At 71.6% G+C, this 24648-nt stretch carries 21 protein-coding genes; 8 read left to right on the top strand and 13 right to left on the bottom strand.

What is annotated here, in order from left to right; translation table 11 throughout:
* Window position 1 precedes the first annotated feature (1 nt).
* The 3 genes from FGW31_RS12010 to FGW31_RS12000 all read left to right on the top strand — a co-directional run bounded on the left by FGW31_RS12010 (window position 2) and on the right by FGW31_RS12000 (window position 3128).
* On the top strand, window positions 2-700 hold the full coding sequence (locus FGW31_RS12010; RefSeq protein ID WP_142193399.1) for an aggregation-promoting factor C-terminal-like domain-containing protein: 699 nt from the start codon (window positions 2-4) through the stop codon (window positions 698-700).
* Window positions 701-737: 37 nt separating this feature from the next.
* Window positions 738-1582, top strand: a protein-coding gene (locus FGW31_RS12005; RefSeq protein WP_373303487.1) for an IS5 family transposase whose coding sequence is annotated in 2 segments (ribosomal slippage) — window positions 738-1071 and window positions 1071-1582 — 846 coding nt in all. Because the reading frame shifts where the segments join, the coding sequence is not laid out codon by codon here.
* A 175-nt stretch (window positions 1583-1757) separates the two neighbouring features.
* Window positions 1758-3128: an AI-2E family transporter gene (locus FGW31_RS12000; protein ID WP_142193398.1), complete on the top strand. Its 1371-nt coding sequence runs from the start codon at window positions 1758-1760 to the stop codon at window positions 3126-3128.
* An 80-nt stretch (window positions 3129-3208) separates the two neighbouring features.
* On the opposite strand, the gene FGW31_RS11995 is transcribed toward FGW31_RS12000, so the two are convergent.
* Window positions 3209-3742 carry an alkyl hydroperoxide reductase gene (locus FGW31_RS11995; protein ID WP_142193397.1) on the bottom strand — a complete coding sequence of 178 codons (534 nt, stop codon included), beginning with the start codon at window positions 3740-3742 and terminating at the stop codon, window positions 3209-3211.
* Window positions 3743-3748: 6 nt separating this feature from the next.
* On the bottom strand, window positions 3749-4303 hold the full coding sequence (locus FGW31_RS11990; protein ID WP_142193396.1) for a peroxiredoxin: 555 nt from the start codon (window positions 4301-4303) through the stop codon (window positions 3749-3751).
* A gap of 133 nt (window positions 4304-4436) precedes the next feature.
* Here FGW31_RS11990 and FGW31_RS11985 point away from each other — a divergent pair, with 133 nt between their 5' ends.
* Window positions 4437-5381 (top strand): hydrogen peroxide-inducible genes activator, encoded by a 945-nt coding sequence (locus FGW31_RS11985; RefSeq protein ID WP_373303454.1) that lies wholly within the window; start codon window positions 4437-4439, stop codon window positions 5379-5381.
* Window positions 5382-5447: 66 nt separating this feature from the next.
* Here FGW31_RS11985 and FGW31_RS11980 read toward each other — a convergent pair whose 3' ends face one another.
* From FGW31_RS11980 to FGW31_RS11960, 5 genes are all read right to left on the bottom strand, one after another.
* The gene (locus FGW31_RS11980; protein ID WP_142193395.1) at window positions 5448-7784 is read right to left on the bottom strand and encodes an ABC transporter permease; all 2337 of its coding nucleotides are present in this window, start codon (window positions 7782-7784) and stop codon (window positions 5448-5450) included.
* Window positions 7781-8473 (bottom strand): ABC transporter ATP-binding protein, encoded by a 693-nt coding sequence (locus tag FGW31_RS11975; protein ID WP_142193394.1) that lies wholly within the window; start codon window positions 8471-8473, stop codon window positions 7781-7783. Before FGW31_RS11975 ends, FGW31_RS11980 begins: the two co-directional genes overlap by 4 nt.
* Window positions 8470-8994: a PadR family transcriptional regulator gene (locus tag FGW31_RS11970; RefSeq protein WP_142193393.1), complete on the bottom strand. Its 525-nt coding sequence runs from the start codon at window positions 8992-8994 to the stop codon at window positions 8470-8472. The genes FGW31_RS11975 and FGW31_RS11970 overlap by 4 nt, the downstream gene beginning before the upstream one ends.
* A 145-nt stretch (window positions 8995-9139) precedes the next feature.
* Window positions 9140-9394 carry a type II toxin-antitoxin system antitoxin gene (locus tag FGW31_RS11965; protein WP_142193392.1) on the bottom strand — a complete coding sequence of 85 codons (255 nt, stop codon included), beginning with the start codon at window positions 9392-9394 and terminating at the stop codon, window positions 9140-9142.
* On the bottom strand, window positions 9391-10326 hold the full coding sequence (locus tag FGW31_RS11960) for an SPFH domain-containing protein (RefSeq protein WP_142193391.1): 936 nt from the start codon (window positions 10324-10326) through the stop codon (window positions 9391-9393). The genes FGW31_RS11965 and FGW31_RS11960 overlap by 4 nt, the downstream gene beginning before the upstream one ends.
* Window positions 10327-10598: 272 nt before the next feature.
* On the opposite strand from FGW31_RS11960, the gene FGW31_RS11955 reads away from it, so the two are divergent.
* On the top strand, window positions 10599-12887 hold the full coding sequence (locus tag FGW31_RS11955; RefSeq protein WP_142193390.1) for a transglycosylase domain-containing protein: 2289 nt from the start codon (window positions 10599-10601) through the stop codon (window positions 12885-12887).
* A 64-nt stretch (window positions 12888-12951) separates the two neighbouring features.
* On the opposite strand, the gene FGW31_RS11950 is transcribed toward FGW31_RS11955, so the two are convergent.
* From FGW31_RS11950 to FGW31_RS11930, 5 genes are all read right to left on the bottom strand, one after another.
* On the bottom strand, window positions 12952-15093 hold the full coding sequence (locus FGW31_RS11950) for a SpoIIE family protein phosphatase (protein ID WP_142193389.1): 2142 nt from the start codon (window positions 15091-15093) through the stop codon (window positions 12952-12954).
* Window positions 15094-15370: 277 nt separating this feature from the next.
* A complete protein-coding gene (gene fomD / locus FGW31_RS11945; protein ID WP_142193388.1) occupies window positions 15371-16063 on the bottom strand; it encodes a cytidylyl-2-hydroxypropylphosphonate hydrolase in 693 nt (230 codons plus the stop codon).
* A 72-nt stretch (window positions 16064-16135) separates the two neighbouring features.
* Entirely contained in the window at window positions 16136-17539 is a 1404-nt protein-coding gene (locus FGW31_RS11940; RefSeq protein WP_142193387.1) for a class II fumarate hydratase, read from the bottom strand.
* Between the two features lie 105 nt (window positions 17540-17644).
* The gene (locus tag FGW31_RS11935) at window positions 17645-19060 is read right to left on the bottom strand and encodes a M20/M25/M40 family metallo-hydrolase (protein ID WP_233288581.1); all 1416 of its coding nucleotides are present in this window, start codon (window positions 19058-19060) and stop codon (window positions 17645-17647) included.
* Window positions 19061-19357: 297 nt separating this feature from the next.
* Window positions 19358-21025, bottom strand: coding sequence for a fumarate hydratase (locus FGW31_RS11930; protein ID WP_182675218.1), 1668 nt, complete (start codon window positions 21023-21025; stop codon window positions 19358-19360).
* Between the two features lie 168 nt (window positions 21026-21193).
* On the opposite strand from FGW31_RS11930, the gene FGW31_RS11925 reads away from it, so the two are divergent.
* Window positions 21194-21889, top strand: coding sequence for a DUF1707 SHOCT-like domain-containing protein (locus FGW31_RS11925; protein WP_142193384.1), 696 nt, complete (start codon window positions 21194-21196; stop codon window positions 21887-21889).
* A gap of 281 nt (window positions 21890-22170) precedes the next feature.
* Window positions 22171-22548 carry a WhiB family transcriptional regulator gene (locus FGW31_RS11920; RefSeq protein ID WP_142193383.1) on the top strand — a complete coding sequence of 126 codons (378 nt, stop codon included), beginning with the start codon at window positions 22171-22173 and terminating at the stop codon, window positions 22546-22548.
* 353 nt (window positions 22549-22901) lie between these two features.
* Here the strand turns inward: FGW31_RS11920 and glpX are convergent, their stop codons facing one another.
* Entirely contained in the window at window positions 22902-23936 is a 1035-nt protein-coding gene (glpX, locus tag FGW31_RS11915) for a class II fructose-bisphosphatase (RefSeq protein ID WP_142193382.1), read from the bottom strand.
* 142 nt (window positions 23937-24078) lie between these two features.
* Here glpX and FGW31_RS11910 point away from each other — a divergent pair, with 142 nt between their 5' ends.
* Window positions 24079-24585, top strand: a complete 507-nt coding sequence (locus FGW31_RS11910) for a DUF4245 domain-containing protein (protein WP_142193381.1) — start codon at window positions 24079-24081, stop codon at window positions 24583-24585.
* Window positions 24586-24648 lie beyond the last annotated feature (63 nt).

The raw sequence follows: 24648 nt of genomic DNA, 5'->3' as shown, positions 1-24648 counted from the left end.
TGTGAGCCGGATCTCGGTCCGGGGATTCGCAGTGGCCTCGGCCACGGCGGTCACCGCTGTCGGAAGCGTCGTCGGCGTTGCCTCGGGCAGCACCGCGCAAACGAACGACGCCGAAGCGACGGCAAACGGCACCACGCTGCTCGCGGACATCCCCGCGGGCCAGCAGGCCCAGGTGCAGACCGCGTCCCTGACGCAGCAGGCCGAAACGATGGCCATCGCCGCGGACGCGACCGCGAAGAAGGACGCGGAGGAGGCCGCTCGCAAGGCCGCCGCCGAGACCGCCATCGCGAAGAAGAAGGAAGCCGCCGAGAAGGCGGAGCGTGAGGCCAAGGAACGCGCCGAGGCCAAGGCCGCCGCCAGCCGCGACGCGGCCCGGGACGCCTCCGAGATCGCCGTCCAGGCTTCGTACACGGTCGCCGAGGTCCAGGCGATCGCGCGCCAGATGGTGCCCGCCGACCAGTTCCAGTGCTTCAGCAACATCGTGAACCACGAGTCCACGTGGAACTACCGGGCCGTCAACCCCTCCTCGGGCGCCTACGGTCTGGTCCAGGCACTCCCGGGCTCCAAGATGGCCTCCGCCGGTGCCGACTGGCAGACCAACCCGGCCACCCAGATCAAGTGGGGCCTCAACTACATGAACGACCGCTACGGCAGCCCTTGCGGCGCCTGGTCGTTCTGGCAGGCCAACAACTGGTACTAGGCTGTTTCGTTTGGATCAGTCGGTCGTTGGTCCGGGTGTGCCGTTGACTGATGCGCAGTGGGCGCGGATCGAGCCGTTGCTCCCGGACCGGACACCGAAGCGTGGTGGTCGCTGGCGGGACCACCGTGAGGTGATCGACGCGATCGCCTACAAGTTCCAGACCGGGACGCAGTGGGTGCACCTGCCGGAGAAGTACGGCAACTGGCGGGGTGTCTACAACCGGTTGCGGATGTGGGCCGTCGACGGCACCTGGGAGCGGGTGTTCACCGCCCTGGTCGCCCAGGCCGACGCGGACGAGGACCTGGACTGGGCCGTCTCGGTGGACTCCACGATCGTGCGGGCTCACCAGCATGCGGCGGGGGCCCGCAAAAAGGGGCCCCGGCCGGCGAGCCGGGTGACCATGCCATCGGCCGATCCCGCGGCGGACTGACCACGAAGATCCACCTCGTGGCCGACGGCCGGTGCCGACCACTCGCGTTCGTTCTCACCGCCGGCCAAGCCGGCGACGCTCCCGCCTTCACGGACGTCATGGCCCGCTTGCGCGTTCCCCGACCTCGCGGACGGCCTCGCACCAGGCCGGACCTGGTCCTGGCCGACAAGGCGTACTCCTCCCGCGAGATCCGTGACCACCTGCGCAAACGCGGCATCCGCGCGGTGATCCCGGAACGGGCCGACCAGCAGGCCAACCGGAAACGGCGCGGACAGGCCGGCGGCAGACCACCGGCCTTCGACCGGGAGGCATACAAGCAACGCAACACCGTCGAACGGTGCATCAACCGCCTCAAGCAGTGGCGCGGCATCGCCACCCGCTACGAGAAGACCGCCACCATCTACTTGGCCGGACTCCACATCGCAGGCATCTTCCTCTGGTCCACCCGATGATCCAAACGAAACCGCCTAGAACCGCCGGAGCGCGGGACACGGGTCCCGCCTCCCGGCCGGCGCTCAACTCCGGCACAGCCCCGCACCGTCCTACGGTGCGGGGCTTTCGCCATGTACGGTCTGACCGACGACTCCAGGGGGAGTGGTGGGGAGAAACGGGGGAAGAGGACGGATCATGTCGCGAGTGCCAGGGTGGCTCGGCCGGGTCGGAGCCAGACTGACCGAGGTCAGCAAGCGGTTGGAGGAACGCCGCGCCGAGGTGGAACGGGACCGCCGGCCCGGCACCGACACCGAACACACCTCCGCCACCGACCCCGACCAGGCGCCCCCGGAGGTCGAGTACGCCGCCGTCGTCCCCACCCGGCCCGACCCCGCCCAGGCCGTGCCCTGGGGAGTGCGGGTGGCGGCCGAGGCCGGCTGGAGGCTGCTGGTGCTGGCCGGCACGCTGTGGGTGCTGATGCGGATCATCAGCGCCGTACAGCTGGTCGTGCTGGCGTTCGTGGCCGCGCTGCTCATCACGGCGCTCCTCCAGCCGACGGTGGTCCGGCTGACGCGGATCGGCGTGCCGCGCGGCCCGGCCACCGCACTGACGGCGTTGTTCGGCTTCGTCGTCATGGGACTCATCGGGTGGTTCGTGACCTGGCAGGTCATGGAGAACATCGACACCCTCTCCAGCCAGATCCAGGACGGCATCGACGAACTGCGCAACTGGCTGCTCAACAGCCCCTTCCACGTCACCGACAAGCAGATCAACGAGATCGCCAAGAACCTGCGGGAGGCGGTCGGCGCCAACACCGAGCAGATCACCTCGGCGGGCCTGGAGGGCGTGACCGTCGTCGTGGAGGCGCTCACCGGCATCCTGCTGGCGATCTTCTCGACGCTGTTCCTGCTCTACGACGGCAAGCGGATCTGGGAGTGGTCGCTCAAGCTGGTGCCGGCCGCCGCCCGTCCGGGTGTCGCCGGTGCCGGGCCGGTCGCCTGGCGGACGCTCACGGCCTACGTGCGCGGCACCGTGATAGTGGCACTGATCGACGCGATCTTCATCGGCCTCGGCATCTACTTCCTCGACGTGCCGATGGCGGTGCCGCTCGCCGTGTTCATCTTCCTGTTCTCGTTCGTCCCGCTCGTCGGTGCGGTGGTGTCGGGAGCGCTGGCGGTGGTCGTCGCACTGGTCACCCAGGGCGTGTTCACGGGTGTCATGACGCTGGTGGTGGTGCTGGCGGTGCAGCAGATCGAGGGGCACATCCTCCAGCCGTTCATCCTGGGCCGCGCGGTGCGCGTGCATCCGCTCGCGGTGGTGCTGGCGGTCGCCTCCGGCGGCATGGTGGCCGGCATCGGCGGCGCGGTGGTGGCCGTACCGCTGGTCGCGGTCACCAACACCGTCGTCGGCTATCTGCGGGCGTTCTCCCACGAGGCGGCCGTACGCCAGTCACCGCGGCCCCGGGGCGCGACGGCGATGTCGGCACCGGACGCCCCGCCGCCGGCCGCGCCCGGAACGGGGCCCCAGCCTCCGGCGCCGGAGCGGCGACCGGGCGACACCTCCTGAGCCGATCGGGCGCCCTCCTACGACAGCGGGCCCGTCCACCCCGAGGGTGAACGGGCCCGCTGTGTGCGACGGGGGCGGAGTCACTCCGCCAGGGCCGCCTCCGCGTCCAGCGTGGCGGCGACCGCCTGGATCACCGCGGCGATCTTGAACGCCTCCTGGATCACCTCGCGCTCCACACCGGCCTTGCGCAGCACCTGCTCGTGCGAGTCGAGGCACATGCCGCAGCCGTTGATCGCGGAGACCGCGAAGGACCAGAACTCGAAGTCGACCTTGTCGACGCCCGGGTTGCCGATGACGTTCATCCGCAGACCGGCACGCAGGTTGCCGTACTCGTGGTCCGACAGCAGGTGGCGGGTGCGGTAGAAGACGTTGTTCATCGCCATGACGGCGGCGGCGGCCTTGGCGGCCGTGTACGCCTCCGGCGACAGGTTCGCCTTCGCCTCCGGCTCCAGCTCGCGCAGCACGACGGCCGAGCGCGAGGCGATCGCCGTCGACAGCACCGTGCCCCACAGCTGCTGGGCCGGCAGGTCGGAGTTGCCGATGACCGAGCCCAGGTTGAGCTTCAGGTCCTTGGCGTAGTCCGGTATGCGGGACTTCAGGGAGTCGAGCGACATCTCAGGTCACTCCCCGGCCAGCAGCGCGACCGGGTCCAGGGTCTCGTCGCCCTTGGTCCAGTTGCACGGGCACAGCTCGTCGGTCTGCAGGGCGTCCAGGACCCGCAGGACCTCCTTGGGGTTACGGCCGACGGAGCCGGCGGTCACCATGGAGAACTGGATCTCGTTGTTCTGGTCGACGATGAACACGGCACGCTTGGCGAAGCCGTCCTCGCCCTCGATGCCCAGGTCGCGCATCAGCTCGTGCTTGGAGTCCGCCATCATCGGGAACGGCAGGTCGCGCAGGTCGTCGTGGTCCTTGCGCCAGGCGTGGTGGACGAACTCGGAGTCACCGGAGAAGCCGAGGATCTGGGCGTCGCGGTCGGCGAACTCGTCGTTCAGCTTGCCGAAGGCCGCGATCTCGGTCGGGCACACGAAGGTGAAGTCCTTGGGCCACGCGAACACGATCTTCCACTTGCCCTCGTAGGTCTTGTGGTTGATCGTCTCGAACTCCTTGCCCTTCTCCAGCGAGACGCAGGCGGTCAGTTCGAACTCGGGGAACTTGTCACCGACAGTGAGCACAGGCTCTCCTTGCAGCGAAGAAACACCCGGATTGCAGGTGTTTCCCATGGGTTGGACCTGATTGATGTTGGCACAGGGTGCATTGATTAGTGAAATAGCTACACTCGGTCGTGTTGATCGGAGGTAGTTATTAGTGACCGTGGGTAATAGGCGCAGGCAGCCGAGTCTCGCGCAGCTGCGGGCGTTCGCCGCGGTGGCCGAGCACCTGCATTTCCGGGACGCCGCGGCGGCGATCGGGATGAGCCAGCCGGCCCTGTCGAGCGCCGTGTCGGCGCTGGAGGAGACACTCGGTGTCACCCTCGTGGAGCGTACGACGCGCAAGGTGCTGCTCGCGCCGGCCGGGGAACGGCTCGCCGCCCGCGCCAAGTCCGTACTGGCGGAGGTCGGGGCGCTGATGGAGGAGGCCGACGCGCTGCGGGCACCGTTCACCGGGGTCCTGCGGCTCGGTGTGATCCCGACCGTCGCGCCCTATCTGCTGCCCACCGTGCTGCGGCTGGTCCACGACCGCTATCCGCACCTCGACCTCCAGGTGCACGAGGAGCAGACCGCGAACCTGCTGGACGGGCTGGCCGGCGGCCGGCTCGACCTGCTGCTGCTCGCCGTACCGCTCGGCGTGCCCGGGGTCACCGAACTGCCCCTGTTCGACGAGGACTTCGTGCTGGTCACCCCGCTGGAGCACCCGCTCGGCGGCCGGGACGGCATACCCCGCGAGGCGCTGCGCGAGCTGAACCTGCTGCTGCTGGACGAGGGGCACTGCCTGCGCGACCAGGCCCTGGACATCTGCCGCGAGGCCGGCCGGGCGGGCGTCCCGGCCACCACCACGGCGGCGGGACTGTCCACCCTGGTCCAACTGGTCGCGGGCGGCCTCGGGGTGACCCTGCTGCCGCGCACCGCCGTGGACGTCGAGACGACCCGCTCCAGCCGCCTGCTCACCGGCTGCTTCGCCGACCCGGCCCCCACCCGCCGCATCGCCCTCGCCATGCGCACCGGCGCGGCCCGGGCCGCGGAGTACGCCCAGCTGGCCGCGGCGCTGCGGGAGGCGATGCGGGACCTGCCGGTGCGTCCGGTGGCCCACTGACGCCGAACGGGGCGGGCGGACCCCCACCGGGGGAGCCCGCCCGCCCCCAAGGGCCCGGCCGTGCGGCTACTCCGTGCGCAGGCCGTCCGGGCGCATCAGGCGCAGCAGCGGCGGCAGGCTCAGCAGGGTGACCACGAGGACCACGCCGGCGCCGGCGCCGGTCATCTGCACCACGCTCGTCCAGTGCACGTCGACCGGGGTCGACGTCATCCGCAGCAGGACCGCGCCCAGCGTCGTGCCCACCACCGAGGCCAGCAGCAGCCCCAGTCCGATCGGGATCGCCGTCTGCCACAGCACCGACAGGCTCAGGGTGCGCCGCCGGGTGCCGAAGGCGACCAGGGCCGACAGCAGCTTGCGGCGTTCGCGCAACTGCTCCAGCTGGGAGACGAGCAGGCTCGCCCCGATCAGCACCAGCACGGCGGTCGCGCCGACGAACAGGCCCGTGCGGATGGAGTCGTAGCGCTCCGAGCGCTCGGTGGCGTACCACACCATCGGCTGCGCCATCGGGTCGATCGCGGCCGCCGCGTTGCGCACGTGCTCGCGGGCGTACGGCACCGAGTCGTCGATCGCCAGGTACACGCTCGCGGCGAGCGCCTTCGCGACGGCGGGCGGCACCGCGCCCGGGGTCATCAGGAAGCCGCCGCGCTTCGTGCCGGTCGGGTCGTCGACGGAGTCGGCCCGCTTCAGCTCCTCGGGCAGGGTCCACACGACGTCCTCGGCGGTGCCGTCGGCGGCGGTCGTCTCCAGGTACAGCTGCCGGCCGGGCTTGCTCAGCGCCGGGGTGTCGGTGTCGTACTCGCCGCCCCGGACCGCGAACACGTCACCGTCCTCGCACGACGGCAGCTTCGCCACCTCGCGCAGGGTCGCGCAGTCGCCGACGGTCAGCTCGGCGGCCAGCTCCGGCTCCTCGCGCCAGGGCCGGTCGCCGAGATAGCCCCCGGACAGCGCGTACACCGTGCGCACGCCCTTGGTCTCCTCGAACGCGGCCGCCGCGGAGGCGAGGTCCGTGCCGTCGGGCACCTGCACCTCCATCTGCGCCCGTGACATGTCGTAGTCCGTGCTCTCGGTGTAGTCGCGGTCGACGCCGGCGAACAGCATCTGCAGCGCGATCGCGCCGGCCACCGCCACCGCGATGCCGTTGACCATGCGGGCCGCCGCCCCGCTGCTCAACTGCAGGCGGCGCACCGCCAGCTGCCAGGAGACGCTGCCGGCGCCGAGCCGGGCGACGACCGCCTCCACGATCCACGGCAGCAACGCCGTCACCCCGACGAGCAGGCACATGACACCGCCGACGACCAGGTACTGGTTGAAGTCCCCGCCCTCCCGGCCCTGGCCCACCATGGGCAGCAGCATGCCGACCCCGCCCAGCGGCAGCAGCAGCCGCCACCACAGCCGGCGGCGCGCGGGCCGTGCCGTGCGCACCACACCCAGCGGCTCGATGACCACCCCGCGCAGCGCCAGCAGCGTCACCAGGACGGCCGCGGCCGGAACCGCCACCGCGACCAGCAGCGCCAGCAGCGGCGAGGGGTTCAGATAGCTCGGGAAGACACTGACCCCGAACACCTCGAAGGACGCCACGATCTCCCGCCCGGCCAGGAAGAAGCCGGTGCCGAACACGAGCCCGAGCAGCGCCCCGGCCAGTGCCTCGCCCGCGGCGATCCGCCGGGTCATGCCGCCGTCGGAGCCGACCAGCCGCAGCGCCGCCAGCCTGCGGTCGCGCCGCTCGCCGCCGAACCGTACGGCGGCGGCGATGAACACCGCGACCGGCATCAGCAGCACCACGAAGACGACCAGTACCAGCAGCACGAGGACCGGGTCGGTCTCCTGCTGCGCCGGCTGCGGGGACCCGAAGGCGTCGATGCGCGCCACCGTCGAGTTGTTGATGTGCTCGGCGAGGCCCTCGCTGCCCGCGTAGTAGGCGAGTTCCCGTGAGCCGATCAGTCCCTGCTCGCCGATCGTCCCGACGATGTCGTACGGCAGCCGCTCGCGCAGCAGTGCGCCGCCGTCGGAGGCGAGCAGGTCCCGCAGCGCGGGGGAGACCGCCATGTCGCCCGGCGCCGGGAACCTGTCCAGGCCCGGCGGCAGCGGCGCCTTCCCGCCCTCCGGCTCCAGCAGCCGGCCGCGCACGTCGCGGCCCTCGAACTCGGTGTCGATGTCGGCGACGACCAGGGTGTTGTCGGCCTTCGGCTTCACCTCCCGGCTGTAGGTGTAGTCCAGGCGCGCCTCCTCCCGCCGGCTGCGCTCGTCGAGCGCGCCCGGCAGGGCGGTCGTGAGCAGCAGCAGCGCCACTCCGAGTCCCACGCCCACCGCGGTGAGCAGCGCCCGGACCCATCCCTCGCGCCCGCCGGCGAAGGCGAACCGGGCCCCCATGCCCAGATCGCGAGTCCACTGCCGTGCACTCATACGACCCGCTCCATGTCCCGTGACCTGCCGTCGCGCACGACGATCTCGCGGTCGGAGTAGGCGGCCACCCGCGCCTCGTGGGTGACCAGGACGACGGCGGCGTTGCTGGACCGGGCGGCGTCGGTGAGCAGTTCCATCACGCGCTCGCCGTTGAGCGAGTCCAGCGCGCCGGTCGGCTCGTCGGCGAACAGCACGCGCGGGCCGGTGACCAGCGCCCGGGCCACGGCGACCCGCTGCCCCTGACCGCCGGACACCTCGCCGGGCCGCTTGCCGCGGACGTCGTCCACCTCCAGCCGCTCCATCCAGGTCAGCGCGGCCCGCTCGGCCTCCTTGCGGGGCGTGCCGTTCAGCCGCAGCGGCAGGGCGACGTTCTCCACGCAGGTCAGTTCCGGGACGAGCTGCCCGAACTGGAAGACGAAGCCGAACTCCGAGCGGCGCAGCGCGCTGCGCTCGGCGTCGTTCATGGCGGTCAGCTCACGCCCGTTGTAGGTGATCGACCCGGAGTCGGGCGTGACGATCCCGGCGAGGCAGTGCAGCAGGGTCGACTTGCCGGAGCCGGAGGGTCCCATCACGGCGACGACCTCGCCGGGGTGGATGGAGAAGGCGGCGCCGTCGAGCGCGGTGGTCGGGCCGTAGACCTTGCGCAGGTCCCGGGCGGCCAGCAGGGAACCGGCGGGGGGCGTGGTCATCGGGTCACCGCCGTCCGCAGCTTGTCCAGACGGGCCGCGGTCAGCTCCAGCCAGCGGAGGTCCGCCTCCAGGTGGAACAGGGCGTGGTCGCAGATGAGCTGGTCGGCGAGATCGCCCTTGCGCTTGCGGTCGGTGAGGATCCGCATGCCGCGCAGATGCTCCGAGCGCTGGGTGTCGAGGATCTCGGCGGCGTCGCGGCTGGTGAGCAGCGCGAGGACGACCTTGGTGTAGAGGGTCGACTGGAGGTACGGCTCCGGCTTCTCCGGTGTGGCGAGCCAGCGCTCGACATCGGTGATGCCGGCCTCGGTGATGGCGTACCGCTTGCGTTCGGGGCCGCCGCCGGCCTCGATGCCGTCGACCTCGACGAGCCCGTTCTTCAGCAGGCGGGACATCGTCGAGTAGACCTGGCCGTAGTGCAGCGGCCGGTCGTGACCGAACTTCTCGTCGAAGGCCCGCTTGAGGTCGTAGCCGTGGCGCGGGCCGGATTCCAGGAGCCCCAGGAGGGTGTGACCGATGGACATGCCGAGCACTCTACACACGGTGTATACGCGGTGTGTATACGCACCGTGTGTAGAGGGTGGCGGGGTGTGGGAGAGCGCAGGTCGGGGCCGATTGTCACGGTTCCGCTACGGCGCTCCGGGGTCGGCCGGGGCCGGTCGGAGCCGGTCAGTCCGACGGCGGCTTCGGCGCGGAACCGCCGGGGGGCCGGCCCCGGCGGGGCGGCGGCCCGGCGTTGCCCGGCAGCCTCCCCGCCTCGGCGAGCGCGCGCCGCAGCAGGAACTCGATCTGCGCGTTGGCCGAGCGCAGTTCGTCGTTGGCCCAGCGCGCCAGCGCCTCGTACACCGACGGGTCCAGCCGCAGCAGTACCTGCTTGCGCTGCGGCCGGCCCTGGGGGGCGGAGCCCCTGGAAGGAGTCGTCACTGGTAGAGCGTTCCGGTGTTGAGGACCGGCTGGGCGGAGCGGTCGCCGCACAGCACCACCATCAGGTTGGACACCATCGCCGCCTTGCGCTCCGGGTCCAGTTCCACGATGTCCTGCTCGGCGATCCGGGTCAGCGCCGACTCGACCATGCCGACGGCGCCCTCCACGATCTGCTGACGGGCCGCCACCACCGCGCCGGCCTGCTGCCGCTGGAGCATCGCCGAGGCGATCTCGGGGGCGTACGCGAGGTGCGTGAACCGGGACTCGATGATCTGCACGCCGGCCGCCTCCACGCGCGCGTGCAGTTCGACGGCGAGCTTCTCGGTGATCTCCTCGGCGTTGCCGCGCAGCGAGAGGCCGTCCTCGTCGTGCGCGTCGTAGGGGTATTCGATGGCGATGTGCCGGACGGCCGCCTCGGTCTGCGTGGAGACGAACTCGACGTAGTCGTCCACCTCGAAGGTGGCCTGGGCGGTGTCCTCCACCCGCCACACCACCACGGCGGCCAGTTCGATCGGGTTGCCGTAGGCGTCGTTCACCTTCAGTACGGCCGTCTCGTGGTTGCGCACCCGCGTGGAGATCTTCGTGCGCGAGGTGAACGGGTTCACCCAGCGCAGCCCGTCCTGCCGGATCGTCCCCCGGTAACGGCCGAAGAGCTGCACCACCCGGGCCTCGCCCGGCGCCACCATGTTCAGTCCGCACATCGCGAGGAACGCCGCGAGCGCGACCAGGATGCCTCCGACGATCAGTGCGGCCTTGGCGCCGGTCCCGTCCACCGCGGTGGCCGCGGCGATCAGCGCGGCGCCTGTCAGCAGTCCGGTCAGGCCGAGCAGCAGCGCCAGCCCGCCGCCGATGCTGTGGGCCGCGAACTCGCGCACGCGCGGCGCCGGCATCTCGGGCACGTCGGCCGTGACCTGCGGGTCCTGTGTGGTCATGGGTGGTCCCCCGTTTCCTCGGGGTGCCGCCCGCGCGGTCTGCGCGGTGCTAACACCTGCCTAGCTAAGTGATAGCACATTACCCGTACATGGCAACCTCATGCCCCTCTCGAACGTCGGTTCCGTTGGAGCGGGTGCTGATTGTCACGTCCGTAAAGGACTGATCGGCAGCCCTTTGTCACGGCTGGCGGTGTTAGCTTTCTGAGCTGACCTGAGCGGCGAACCTGTGTGGCGGACGAGCACACACGAGCGAAGCGGAGCGGAACGGACGCATGGGACGAGCGGAAGAAAGACGCGCACGACAGCGCGGTGGGCGCCGTGCGGCAGCCCACGGCCGCCGCTCCTCCGGCGCGGCCGGACGCACCGGCATACGCCGCCTCTTCACCTGGAAGAAGATCGTCGGCACCTTCTTCGGCCTCTGCCTGCTCGGCATGGGCGCCTTCATCGTGCTGTACATGATGATCGACATCCCGGAAGGGAACGCCGACGCCGAACGGCAGGGCAACGTCTACAAGTACAGCGACGGCTCGCTCATGGCGCGCAAGGGCTACAACCGCGAGATCGTCGACCTCGCCAGGGTGCCCAAGGACGTCCAGCGGACCTTCGTCGCCGCCGAGAACAAGACGTTCTACAAGGACTCCGGCGTCGACATCCGCGGCACCGCGCGCGGCCTGCTCAACACCCTGTCCGGCAAGGGCGCGCAGGGCGGCTCCACGATCACCCAGCAGTACGTCAAGAACTACTACCTGACGCAGGACCGGACCGTCTCCCGCAAGCTGAAGGAAATGGTCATCTCCCTGAAGCTGGACCGGGAGAAGTCCAAGGACTACATCCTCGCCGGGTACATCAACACCAGCTTCTACGGCCGCGGCGCCTACGGCATCCAGGCCGCCGCGCAGGCCTACTACCGCGTCGACGCCGAGGACCTGACGGTCGAACAGGGCGCCTACCTCGCCGCGCTGCTCCAGGCGCCGAACCAGTACGACTGGGCCATCGCCAGCGACACCGGCAAGCGCCTGGCGAAGGAGCGCTGGAACTACGTCCTGGACAACATGGTCGAGCAGAAGTGGCTGGACCGCTCCGAGCGCCAGGGCATGGAGTTCCCCGTGCCGAAGGATCCCAGGCCGGCCCCGGGCATGGAGGGCCAGACCGGGTACGTGGTCGAGGCGGCCAACAACGCGCTCAAGCAGCAACTCGTCGAACAGGGCACCGCCGAGGACATGAACCAGGCCGACGCCCTGGTCGACGCCGGCGGCTGGACCCTCACGCTCAACATCGACAAGAAGAAGCAGGCCGCGCTCGAGGAAGCGGTCAAGAAGCAGCTCACCAGCAAGCTCGACCCCGAGGCGCGCGACGTCGACGCCGACGTCCAGGCCGGTGCCGTCTCCGTGGACCCGAAGACCGGCGGCGTCGTGGCGATGTACGGCGGCGTGGACTACGTCAAGCACTTCACCAACAACGCCACCCGCGACGACTACCAGCCCGCCTCCACCTTCAAGCCGGTGATCCTCGCGGCCGCCGTGGACCAGGACGCCGAGACCCAGGACGGCGTACCGATCACGGCCGACACCCTCTACGACGGCACCAGCGAGCGCCCGGTCGTGGACGACGGCCGGGAGGTCGGCTTCGCCCCCGAGAACGAGGACGACCGGAACTACGGCGACATCACCGTCCAGACGGCGATGAACAAGTCGGTCAACTCCGTCTTCGCGCAGATGGGCGTCGACGTCGGCATGGAGCAGGTGATGGAGACCGCGGGCAAGCTCGGCATGGACGTCGAGGACCTCCCGGCGGTGCCCGCGCAGACCCTGGGCTCCATGGGCGCCAGCCCCCTGGAGATGGCCGGCGTCTACGCCACGCTCGACAACCACGGCAAGAAGACCACTCCGACGATCGTCAAGTCCGCGGAGCACCGCAGCCGGACCATCACCATGCCCGAAGCGATCGGCGAGCAGGTCATCAGCCGCGAGGCAGCCGACACGGTCACCTCGGTGCTGACCGGCGTGGTCGACGACGGTACGGCGCGCAGGGCCGTCCTGGAGAACCCGCTGCGCGACGGCCAGCAGGTCGCCGGCAAGACCGGTACCTCGGACGACAACAAGTCGGCCTGGTTCACCGGCTTCACGCCCGGCCTGGTGACCTCGGTCGGCCTGTTCGGCGAGGACGACAAGCCGCCGCACAAGCAGGTCAAGATGTACGGCGCGGGCGGCCAGCCCCGCGTCAACGGCGGCGGCTTCCCCGCGGAGATCTGGGCGGCGTACACCTTCGGCGTGATGGACGAGGTCACCGAGTTCGACCTGGACACCAAGCAGGGCGCCGCGGTGCGGCCGAGCGGCACGCCGACGGACACGCAGACGCCGTCGGGGACCCCGAGCGACGAGCCGACCAGCCAGGAGCCGACGACCGAGGCGCCGCCGGAGACGCCGTCGCAGACGCCGACGTCCGAGCCGCCGAGCCAGCCGCCGACCTCCGCGCCGCCGACCGGCACACCGCCCTCCCCGCCGCCGACGTTCGGCATCCCGGAGAACCCGGAGGACCCGCAGGACGAGGCGGAGGAGTAGACGGCGCACGACGAGGGGCGCCCGGTGCGATCACCGGGCGCCCCTCGTCACGTGCTGCAGCCGTTCAGCCGTGGTTCAGCTCGAACCACACCACCTTGCCCGTGCTCAGCCGGGTCGCACCCCAGCGCCGGGCCAGCCGGTTCACCAGGTACAGGCCGCGCCCGCCCTCGTCGGTGGCGCGCGCCTGCCGCAGCCGCGGCAGCTGCGGCACGTCGTCGCCGACCTCGCAGCGCAGCACGTCGGTGCGCAGCAGCCGCAGCGTGACCGGCCGCGTCGCGTACCGCACCGCGTTGGTCACCACCTCGCTGACCAGCAGCTCCACCGAGTCGCTCAGCTCCTCCAGGTCCCAGCGGGCCAGCGCCCGCCGGGCCAGTCGGCGGGCCCGGCCGGGAGCGGCGTCCTCCGGCTCCAGGAACCAGTACGCCACGTCGTTCGGCGCGATCCCGTCGAAGCGGGCGGCGAGCAGGGCGATGTCGTCGTCCCGGTCACCCGGGCCGAGCATGTCCAGCACCTCGTCGCACAGCGCCTCGAGGGGCGGCGGATGATCGGGCCCGGTGAGCTGCGCCGTCGCGGCGAGCTTCTCGCGCAGCTGCTCGATACCGGTCCACACGTCCCGCAGCCGGGACTCCACCAGGCCGTCGGTGTACAGCAGCAGCGTCGCCCCGGCGGGCGCGTCCAGCTCCACCGCCTCGAAGTCCACGCCGCCCACACCGATCGGGGCGCCCGCGGGCACCCGCAGCACCTCGGCCCGGCCGCCCAGGTGCAGCAGGACGGGCGGCGGATGACCGGCGTTGGCGATGGTGATGCGGTGCGATACCGGGTCGTACACCGCGTACAGGCAGGTCGCCATGCGGTCCACGCCGAGCCGCTGCGCCTGCTCGTCGAGGTGGTGCAGCACCTCCTGCGGCGGCAGGTCGAGCCCGGCGAGGGTCTGCGCGGTGGTGCGCAGCTGGCCCATGATCGCCGCGGACGTCATGGAGTGCCCCATGACGTCGCCGACGACCAGCGCGACCCGGCTGCCGGGCAGCGGAATCGCGTCGTACCAGTCGCCGCCGACCCGCGCGGTCTCCGCGGCCGGCAGGTAGCGCGTCGCCAGCCGCACACCGGTGCAGCGCGGCAGGTGCTCCGGCAGCATGGTGCGCTGCAACTCGTCGGCGATGTACGCCTCCCGCCCGTACAGCACCGCCTTGTCGATGCCGAGGGCGCTGTGCGTGGCGAGCTGCGCGGCGACCAGCAGGTCGTCGGCCTCGAACGGGATGCGTTCGGGACGGCGCAGGAACAGCGCCGCGCCGATCACCCGGCGCCGGCCGCGCAGCGGCGCGAGGATCGCCCGCTGGCCCTCGGGCACGGCGCACGCGCCGTCCTCGCCGAGGAGTTCGGGCAGCGCGGCGCGGGCGGCCGCCCCGTCCGTGAACACCGGCCGCACGCCGCGCAGCACCTCGGCGAGCGCGCTGCCGGGCCGGACCGTGCACAGCTCCGCGCCGACCGAGTCCAGCTCGTTCGGCTCCGGCGGGGCGACCGGCGTGAACCCGCCCTCGGTGTCCCGCTCCGGCGGGATCCGGTCGGTGCGGCGCAGCCGCAGCATCAGCGGGCCGGTGGGCCGCTCGTCGCCGACGGGCAGCGGGTCGCGCAGATAGACCAAGATCGCGTCGGAGAAGGTGGGCACGGTCGCCCGGCACAGCCCCATCACGATCTCGTCCAGGTCGATACCGCGGGCGATCCGCCGGGTCGCGGCGCCGACGAACCGCAGCCGGTCCCCGTCCCGCCGCATCGGCGTCGGCCTTCCGGGACGGCTGACCTGCCCGGTGCGGCGCTCCTGCCCGTCGGGTGCCGGCGCGGGCCGGTCCGGCCCGGCGGCGGGCTGCACCGGTATGCCCTCGGGTGCGGGCCGCGGCCGGTGCGCGTCCGGTTCGGCGTCCTGCCCGGCGCCCGGCTGGGAGTGCTCGGGGCCGGTGGCGGCGTCGTGGTCCGCGCCGTCCGGCGTCACGGTCTCCGGCGACGTCGTCTCCGACGGCCCCGGGGACGCGGCGCCGGGCGCGGTGGACTCACCGCCGGACCGGCTCTGCACCGGTAAGGCCGCATCCGCGTCCGGCACGTGGGCCGGTGGCGGGGTATGCAGGAGCGCCCCGCGGGGATCCACGGGGTCCACGCCCGGCTGCGGGCGCTCGAAGGAGGTCGGCTGCTCCGTCACGCGTGTCGAGTCCATCCGTCCGGCGCACGCCGTGCGCGCGGTTCGTCCCGCCGAAACTCCGATACCCGGATTACCTGCCCCCGGAACGGATTTCCCGCGTGGTCAGAGGTTGTTCGTGTGTCGCCGGCCGACCGTTCCCGGCCGGCACCGGTGTTTCCGTACCCCTCGCTCACGTCCTGCCGCCCCTCGGTGACGATCGGTCAAGCCCGGCGCGCGTCCTGCCCGTTGCTGCTGCCCCGCGCCCTTGCGGAGGACGATCCTACGTTTCCGGACCGGGGGCGCAGCAAGGGTCTCACGAGGACGCATGCGCCGGAGTGCGGTGCCAGTCCTGTGGCAGTGACGGTACCGTCCACGCCGGATCCGGGCGCCAGTTCTCCCAGCCGTCCGGGAACGGCGGCCCCCAGGACTCGATCACCGCCACCGCGGCCCGCCCGGCCGCGCGCACCCGACCGGCCAGCGCGGAGTCCACCAGGCCGTCCCGGCGGGCCTGGGCGAACTCGTCCTCGTCCCGCCAGTGCCAACCGCGGTCCGGCTGCACGGAGATGTCCAGGAAGTGGTCCTCGGAGTCCACCCCGCCCGCCCAGCGGGTCAGCGGCTCCTCCAGGTTCACGTACCAGTTCTTGAACTGCCAGCCCGGTTCCCAGAACAGCCACACCGACCACGGCTCGCCGGGCCGGGCCAGCTTCAGCACACCGGTGCCGAACCAGCGGTCCCGCTGCACCGTGCGCGCCTTGGTGTACCGGGTGCCGAGCGGTTCCTGGTGCACGGGAGTGCCGTCGGCCAGCACCGGCTTCACGCACTCGGTGCCGGGCGCCAGCCACACGGCGAGCAGGTCCGGGTCGTCGCGCACCACCGTCACGGGGCGCGCGATGTGAATGCGCGCCCCGCCGTTCTCCCGGTAGCGCCACAGGATGTGTGTGCCGGGCGCCCAGAACCCGGCCGTGCCGTCCGCTGTCCCGCGCCCCATCGCTCCGCCCTCTGCCATGCGCAGATATTAGGTACCACACCGGTACGACGCTGCGGCGGCCGTCACGGTTCACGCCCGGCGCACGAGGCTTTACGGGCGTGTCATCCGCAGGACGTCGAGCGCCCGGTCGAGCTGTTCCACGGTGAGGTCGCCGCGCTCGACGTAGCCGCCCTCCAGGACCACCTGCCGGATGGTCTTGCGCTCCGCGAGGGACTTCTTGGCGACCTTCGCGGCCTCCTCGTAGCCGATGTACTTGTTGAGCGGGGTGACGACGGACGGCGACGACTCGGCGTACTCGCGGGCCCGTTCGCGGTGGGCGACGATCCCGTCGACCGTGCGGTCGGCGAGCAGCCGCGAGACGTTGGCCAGCAGCCGCACCGACTCCAGCACGTTCTTCGCGATGACCGGCAGCATCACGTTGAGTTCGAAGTTGCCGGCGGCGCCGGCCGTGGCGACGGTCGCGTCGTTGCCGACGACCTGCGCGCACACCATGAGCACGGCCTCCGGGACGACCGGGTTGACCTTGCCGGGCATGATCGAGGAGCCGGGCTGGAGGTCGGGCAGGCTGATCTCGGCCAGACCGGTGCGCGGCCCGGAGGCCATCCACCGCAGGTCGTTGGCGATCTTCGTCAGGCCGACCGCGACGGTGCGCAGCTGGCCGCTGGTCTCCACGATGCCGTCCCGGGCGCCCTGCGCCTCGAAGTGGTCGCGCGCCTCGGTCAGCGGCAGTCCGGTGGCCCGGGCGACCTCCTCGATGACGGCGGCGGAGAAGCCCGGCGGGGTGTTGATGCCGGTGCCGACGGCGGTGCCGCCCAGCGGCAGCTCGGCCAGGCGCGGCAGGGAGGCGACAAGCCGCTCGACGCCGTAGCGGACCTGGGCGGCGTAGCCGCCGAACTCCTGGCCCAGGGTCACGGGCGTGGCGTCCATCAGGTGCGTACGGCCGGACTTCACCACGTCGGCGAACTCCGCGGCCTTGCGCTCCAGCGCGGCCGCGAGGTGCTCAAGGGCCGGGATCAGGTCACGGGTGACGGCGGCGGTGGCGGCGATGTGGATGGACGACGGGAAGACGTCGTTGGACGACTGCGAGGCGTTGACGTGGTCGTTGGGGTGCACGTCGCGTCCGAGCCGCTCGCTCGCGAGGGTGGCGAGGACCTCGTTGGTGTTCATGTTGGAGGAGGTCCCGGACCCGGTCTGGAACACGTCGACCGGGAAGTGCTCGTCCCAGCGGCCGTCGGCGACCTCGTCGGCCGCCTCCTGGATCGCCGCGGCGATGTCCTCGTCCAGCACGCCGAGCCGGGCGTTCACCTTGGCCGCGGCGCCCTTGATGCGGGCCAGGGCCTCGATGTGGGCGCGTTCCAGGCGCTGCCCGGAGACCGGGAAGTTCTCCACGGCGCGCTGGGTCTGCGCCCGCCACTTGGCGTCGGCGGGGACCCGCACCTCGCCCATGGAGTCGTGCTCGACGCGGTAGTGCCGGTCGTCGTCCGTGCTCGTCATCGTCGTACCTCCGAGGATTCACAGCAGTGGTGCCGGCCGAGCGTATTCCCGCGCGGGCCGCGCCCCGCCGCGCGCGGGCGGCGGGGCGCGGAACCGGTGCGGCGGTCAGCTCCCCTGGAGGCTCACGTCGTCGAGGACGAAGCTCGTCTGCAGGGACGCGTCCTCGCTGCCGGTGAACGTCACGGTCACGGTCCGCCCGGCGTACGCCGTCAGGTCGACCGAGCGCTGCACGTAGCCGCCGGAGGCGTCGGCGTTGGACAGCGTGGCGAGCGTGCTGCCGTCGGCCTTCACGGTGAACCTGTCGTACGCCGTAGAGCCGGTCTCGTCGGTGTCGATGCGCAGCCAGTACGTCAGCGTCGCCCGGCTGCACCCGGCCGGCACGGTCACCTGCTGGCCGATCGACTCGGTGCGGGTGGAGCCGTACCCGGCGAGCCAGGCGTACCGGGTGCCTGTGTGCGCGGACTGCCCCGAGTGGGCGCCGATGGCGCCGGTGTCGCCGGTCCACGGCGCGGTGCCGCTCTCGAAGCCGCCGTTGCCGACGACGCCGGCGGTGTCGCAGCCGCCGGTCTCGCTGCGCACGGCCCGCTGCCAGACGGTGTGCGCGATGCCGTCGGAGGCGCGGTCCAGGCCGGTGGTGTTGATGTTGGTGAGCGTGTCGCACGACCGGTGGTAACAGGGGTCGTAGGCGGAACCGGCCGTCCCGCCCCACTTCGCCGCCTGCGCCGAGGTCTTGCGGGCACTGGCGCCCATGGCGTAACCGGAGGTGGGGATGCCGTACTGCTCGAAGGAGTAGTCGTCGCTGCGTCCGGCGCCCTCGGTGTTCTCCTCGGGCTGCAGGCCCAGCGAGTCCCAGTACGCCTTCATGGGCGCGGCGGCGGCGGAGGTGATGTGGTTGATGAAGTAGCCGCCGTTCACGGAGGCCACCATGTCGAAGTTGTAATAGGCCTTGATCTTGGCGCGTTCCGTCGAGGACAGCGAACGGACGTAGAAGTCGGAGCCGTTGAGGCCCTGCTCCTCGTCGGTCCACCAGGCGAAGCGGACCCGGCCGGTCATGGCGGGGTTCTGCTGGGCCAGGGTCAGGGCGTTCTCGAGCAGGGCGGCCGAGCCGGAGCCGTTGTCGTTCATGCCGGGGCCCGCCGAGACGCCGTCGAGGTGCGCGCCGAACATGGTCACTTGGTTGGCGTCGCCCTGCGGCCACTCGGCGATCAGGTTGGGACCGGCCCCGCTGGTGCAGCCGGAGGTGCACGGCTGCTCGGTGACGGTGTATCCGGCGGCCTGGAGCTTGCCCTTCACGTAGGCGACGGAGTCGCGGTATCCCTGGCCGGTGGAGCGGCGGTTGCCGCCGTTGCGCGAGGCGATGGCGCTGAGTTCGTTCAGGTGCGCCTTCACCTTGGTCACGTCGACGTCGGGGGCGGCGCTCGCGGCGGCGGTCGGTCGGGAGTCGGCGGCCACGGCGGGGAGTGTCCCGCAGCCGAGCACGACGGCGAGCGAGACGCTCGCCACGGCCAATCTTCGTATCACCTTGTCTCCTCCGGTGGGTGGCTGTGGGGTGGAGCCACGGAAGACCCGACATGGCATGGGCATGTCGGAGCGGCGAAAGACTCACAGCGGCGGAGGGGACAGTCAACGCAACGAACGGCACGGCGGCGAGGTTGTCCGAAAGAAGTACAGGCATTCCGGTATGCGGACGCCGATGGTCCGTCCGGCGCCCCGGAGCGGGCCCGTCACGGGCCGGTGAGGGCTCCCGCCCGGGCTTCGGCGCGGCAGACGAAAGGGGCGGTGGAGGCGTCGGCTGCCTCCACCGCCCCTGCCGGACGCCTAGGCCAGCCCCGGCCCCCGCACCGGGATGCTGGTGAACGTCGGCTGCGGCGCCGGGTCCTGGAAGAAGTCGTTGCCCTTGTCGTCCACCACGATGAACGCCGGGAAGTCCTCGACCTCGATCTTCCAGACCGCCTCCATGCCGAGCTCCTCGTACTCGACGACCTCGACCTTCTTGATGCAGTCCTGCGCCAGCCGCGCCGCCGGACCGCCGATGGAGCCGAGGTAGAACCCGCCGTGCGTGCCGCACGCGTCCGTGACCTGCTTGCTGCGGTTGCCCTTGGCGAGCATCACCTTGGAGCCGCCCGCCGCCTGGAACTGCTCCACGTAGGAGTCCATGCGCCCGGCGGTCGTCGGACCGAAGGAACCCGACGCGTACCCCTCGGGCGTCTTCGCGGGCCCGGCGTAGTACACCGGGTGGTCCTTCAGGTACTGCGGCATCTCCTCGCCGGCGTCCAGCCGCTCCTTGATCTTGGCGTGCGCGATGTCGCGGGCCACGACCAGCGGACCGGTCAGCGACAGCCGGGTCTTCACCGGGTACTTGGTGAGCTCCGCGAGGATGTCGTCCATCGGCTGGTTCAGGTCGATCTTCACGACGTCACCGTCGGCGTCGAGCTGCTCGTCCGTCGTCTCCGGCAGGAACCGCGCCGGGTCCGTCTCCAGCTGCTCCAGGAACACGCCCTCGGCGGTGATCTTCGCGACGGCCTGGCGGTCGGCGGAGCAGGACACGGCGATGGCGACCGGGCAGGACGCGCCGTGCCGCGGCAGCCGGACCACGCGCACGTCGTGGCAGAAGTACTTGCCGCCGAACTGCGCGCCGATGCCGATCTTCTGCGTCAGCTCGAAGACCTTCTCCTCCAGCTCCTTGTCACGGAAGCCGTGGCCGAGCGGCGAGCCCTCGGTGGGGATCTCGTCCAGGTAGTGCGCGGAGGCGTACTTGGCGGTCTTCAGCGCGTACTCGGCCGACGTACCGCCGACGACGATCGCCAGGTGGTACGGCGGGCAGGCGGCCGTGCCCAGCGAACGGATCTTCTCCTCCAGGAACTTCATCATGGAGGTCTCGTTCAGGACCGCCTTGGTCTCCTGGTAGAGGAACGACTTGTTGGCCGAGCCGCCGCCCTTGGCCATGAACAGGAACTTGTAGGCGCCGCCGTCGGTCGCGTACAGCTCGATCTGCGCCGGGAGGTTGGAGCCGGTGTTCTTCTCCTCCCACATGGTCAGCGGCGCCATCTGCGAGTAGCGCAGGTTCAGGTTCTTGTACGCGTCGTAGATGCCCCGGGACAGGGCCTCCTCGTCGCGGCCCTCGGTCAGCACGTTCTGGCCGCGCTTGCCCATCACGATCGCCGTGCCGGTGTCCTGGCACATCGGGAGCACGCCCGCCGCCGCGATGTTCGCGTTCTTCAGCAGGTCCAGCGCGACGAACTTGTCGTTGGCCGACGCCTCGGGGTCGTCGATGATGCGGCGCAGCTGGGCGAGGTGGGCCGGGCGCAGGTAGTGCTGGATGTCGTGGATCGCCTCCTCGGCGAGCTTGCGCAGCGCCTCCGGCTCCACCTTGAGGAAGGTCCGGCCGTCGGCCTCGAAGGTGGAAACACCCTCGGAGGTCACCAGCCGGTAGGGGGTGGTGTCCTCTCCCATGGGGAGCAGATCGGCGTACTCGAACTCAGGCATCTCGCCCATTCCTCACTCGACGGAAGACCGCCCGCCTCCGTCGGCGGGCGCTGACCAGCCTAGGACCTGCCGTCGGCGGCGGGCTTGTGAGGTTGTCCTCAGTTGTCCGTCCCGAGTCGTCCGTCCGAGGGGTAGTCGCGATCTATCGCGTTTGGGTACGCTGGTGCCGTGGACCTTCAGAAGCACGTCCAGCAGCCGGACACGGCGCCGCGGCCCGACGAGCTGCGCGCCTCCGACGCCGACCGGGACCGGATCGCCGACCTCCTGCGCGAGGCCCTCGCCGAGGGCCGGCTCACCGCCGACGAGCACGCGGAGCGCGTCGAGGGTGTGCTGTCCGCCAAGACGGCCGGAGAGCTGGAGGTGTTCGTCCGGGACCTGCCGGCGGCCCACCGGCGTCGCGCGGCTCCCGTCTCCGCGCCGAGCCGCCCCACCGTCGGCGCGATCCCGGTCGACCCCGACGACAACGTGGTCGCGGTCTTCAGCGCCGCATCCCGCAAGGGCCGCTGGCGCACCGGCCGCCGCATCCACGCCTACGCGATCTTCGGCAGCGTCGAACTCGACCTCAGCGAGGCGCTCTTCGACCACCAGCAGGTCGTGATCAAGGCGTTCGCCGTCTTCGGCAGCGTCGAGGTCCGCGTCCCGGAGAACGTGTCGCTGCGCGGCATGGGCGGCGGCGTGCTGGGCAACTTCGAGACGGACACGCTCGACGCCACCGACCCCGACGCGCCCGTGGTCTACGTCGACGGCTGGGCGGTGCTCGGCAGCGTCGAGGCGCGGGCCAGGCGCGGCAAGATCGTGGCGGACATCCTCGACAAGGTGCAGCGAAAGGTCGACAGGAGCATGCGCAGGCACCTGGGCCACTGACCCCGGCGCATCGGCGCACGCGGGCGCCCCGTTCGGGACTCAGTGCATAGGCGCGCGCACATCGGGTAAGGCTTGCTGCATCGTCTCCAGGAGGGCGCCGCGGGAGTCACGCGGGGCCCGGCACGCCCGGCACGCACTCTCGCGGCGTCGCCGAAACGCCTCCGTGGCCCCGCCGCGGAGACGCCTCGGCGCCTTCGCGGCCGCAGCCCGGACGCGCCGGGCTCACTCGCGTGGTTCCCGCGGCATCGTCCAGCTCGCGAAGCCGTCGTCAGGAGTAGACCGTGCTGCAACCGCCGCATTCGTCCCTGCAGATAGCCGCTGTTCCGGCCCAGCGAGCGACAGCCCGCGACAGGGACCAGGACGCCCCCTGGCACACCGAGGCCGTGTGCCGGCGCGACGAGGCGGGGCTGTTCTTCGCGCCGTCGAAGGAGCCCACCGCCGCCCGGCTCTCCCGCGAGGAGGCGGCCAAGCGCGTCTGCGCCCGCTGCCCCGTGATGGTCGAGTGCCGTGAGCACGCCCTGCTCCAGCCCGAGCCCTACGGCGTGTGGGGCGGCCTGACCGCCGCCGAGCGCCGCGTGGTCCTCGCCCGGCGCAGGCGCCGCGAGATGGAGCTGAAGAAGGCTTCCCGCACGACCGGCCGCATCGCGGCGGCCGGCTGACACGCGCCCGCGCAGACGAGCAGGGCGCCCCCTCCGCACAGGGGGCGCCCTTTCGACGCCGGGCGGGACCGTGGCCTCGGGCCCGCGGGGAACCACGCGACCGGCCACGAGCCGCCCGCACGCGCCTTGAGTACCGCACGCCTCACGGCGCCGGGGCGGACCGGGGCGCGTGGCGCACGGCCCGGGCGAAGGCCACAGCTTGGCCGCGTGTCACTCGGCCCGCGCGAAGGTCGCACGGCCCGGCCGCGTGTCACTCCGCACCGGTCGCGCGGCACACGGCCCGGCGAAGGTCTCACTCGGCCCGTTCCGTGTGTCACTCGTCCCGGGCGAAAGTCACTGCGCCCGGCCGCCTGTCACTTGGCGCGGTCGAAGTCGATCGCGCTGTACGCCCGCAGCTTGGCCAGCCGGTGCTCGGAGTCGATCCGCCGCACCGTCCCCGACTTGGAGCGCATCACGATCGAGTCGGTCGTGGCCGTCTCCGACCGGTACCGCACCCCGCGCAGCAGCTCGCCGTCGGTGATGCCGGTCGCCACGAAGAACACGTTCTCCCCGGACACCAGGTCGTCCGTCGTCAGCACCCGGTCGAGGTCGTGCCCCGCGTCGACCGCCCGCTGCCGCTCCTCGTCGTCCTTCGGCCACAGCTTGCCCTGGATGGTGCCGCCCAGGCACTTCACGGCGCACGCCGAGATGATGCCCTCCGGGGTGCCGCCCACGCCGAGCAGCAGATCGATGCCGGTGCCCTCGCGCAGCGCCAGGATCGAGCCGGCCACGTCGCCGTCGGAGATCAGCTTGATGCGCGCGCCGGTCTCCCGGATCTCCTTGATGATGCCCTCGTGCCGCGGCCGGTCCAGGATCACCACGGTGACGTCCTCGGGGGTGACCCGCTTGGCCTTGGCGACCCGGCGGATGTTCACGTTGACCGGGGCGTTGATGTCGACGAAGTCGGCCGCCTCCGGGCCGGTGACCAGCTTGTCCATGTAGAACACGGCCGAGGGGTCGAACATCGAGCCTCGCTCGGCGGCGGCCAGCACCGCGATCGCGTTCGTCATGCCCTTGGCGGTCAGCGTGGTGCCGTCGATCGGGTCGACGGCGATGTCGCACTCCGGGCCGGTGCCGTCGCCCACGCGCTCCCCGTTGAAGAGCATCGGGGCCTCGTCCTTCTCGCCCTCGCCGATGACGACCACGCCGTTCATCGAGACGGTCGAGACCAGGGTGCGCATGGCGCGCACGGCGGCGCCGTCCGCGCCGTTCTTGTCACCGCGCCCTACCCAGCGGCCCGCGGCCATCGCCGCGGCCTCGGTCACCCGTACGAGCTCCAGGGCGAGGTTGCGGTCGGGTGCCTCGGAGGGCACATCGAGCTCGGACGGCAAGTGATGGTGTTCGGTCATCGGAGCGCACCTTTCTGTACGACGACGGCCGGATGAGGGTTGGGCACGACTCTATCGTCAGATCGACAGAATGAGCAGGGGCCCCCACGGATGAGCGCACCGGGCACCTGCGACGATAGGAGGCGTGGCAGGAACGAACAGCATGCAGAAAACGGCCCGGGACATGATCCTGTCCCTGGCTCTCATCGTGCTCGCGGCGGGAGTGGTCTGGCTGTTCATCCCGCACGAGGACGGCGAACCGCCCGTCCAGCGGGTCGACTACCGCGTCGACCTCCTCACGGCCCGCCGGGCCGCCTCCTACCCCGTGGCCGCCCCCGAGGGCCTGCCCGAGGCGTGGAAGCCCACCTCCGTCCGGTTCCGGGGCGAGGACGCCGACGCCTGGCACCTCGGCTTCCATGCGCCCGACGGCCAGTACGTGGCGGTCGAGCAGTCCGCCGGCAAGCGCGGGCCGTTCATCGAGGACGTCACCCAGGGCGCCGAGAGGACCGACGCCACCCAGCGCATCGGCGACGAGACCTGGACGCGCTACGAGGGCGACCACTACGACGCCCTGGTCCTGGAGGGCACCGAGGGTTCGACCACCGTGGTGACGGGCACCGCGTCGTTCGGGCAGCTGACGACGATGGCGCAGGCGCTGCGCACCGAGTGAGCGCCCGCACCGGGTGAGCGCCCGCACTGAGTGAGCGCCGGCACCGGGTGAACGCACGAACAG

It is taken from the genome of Streptomyces calvus (assembly GCF_006782915.1).
GTDB classification, from domain to species: Bacteria; Actinomycetota; Actinomycetes; order Streptomycetales; family Streptomycetaceae; genus Streptomyces; species Streptomyces calvus.
The sequence above is the reverse complement of the archived record's forward strand: the minus strand, read 5'-3'. Positions and strand labels throughout refer to the sequence as shown.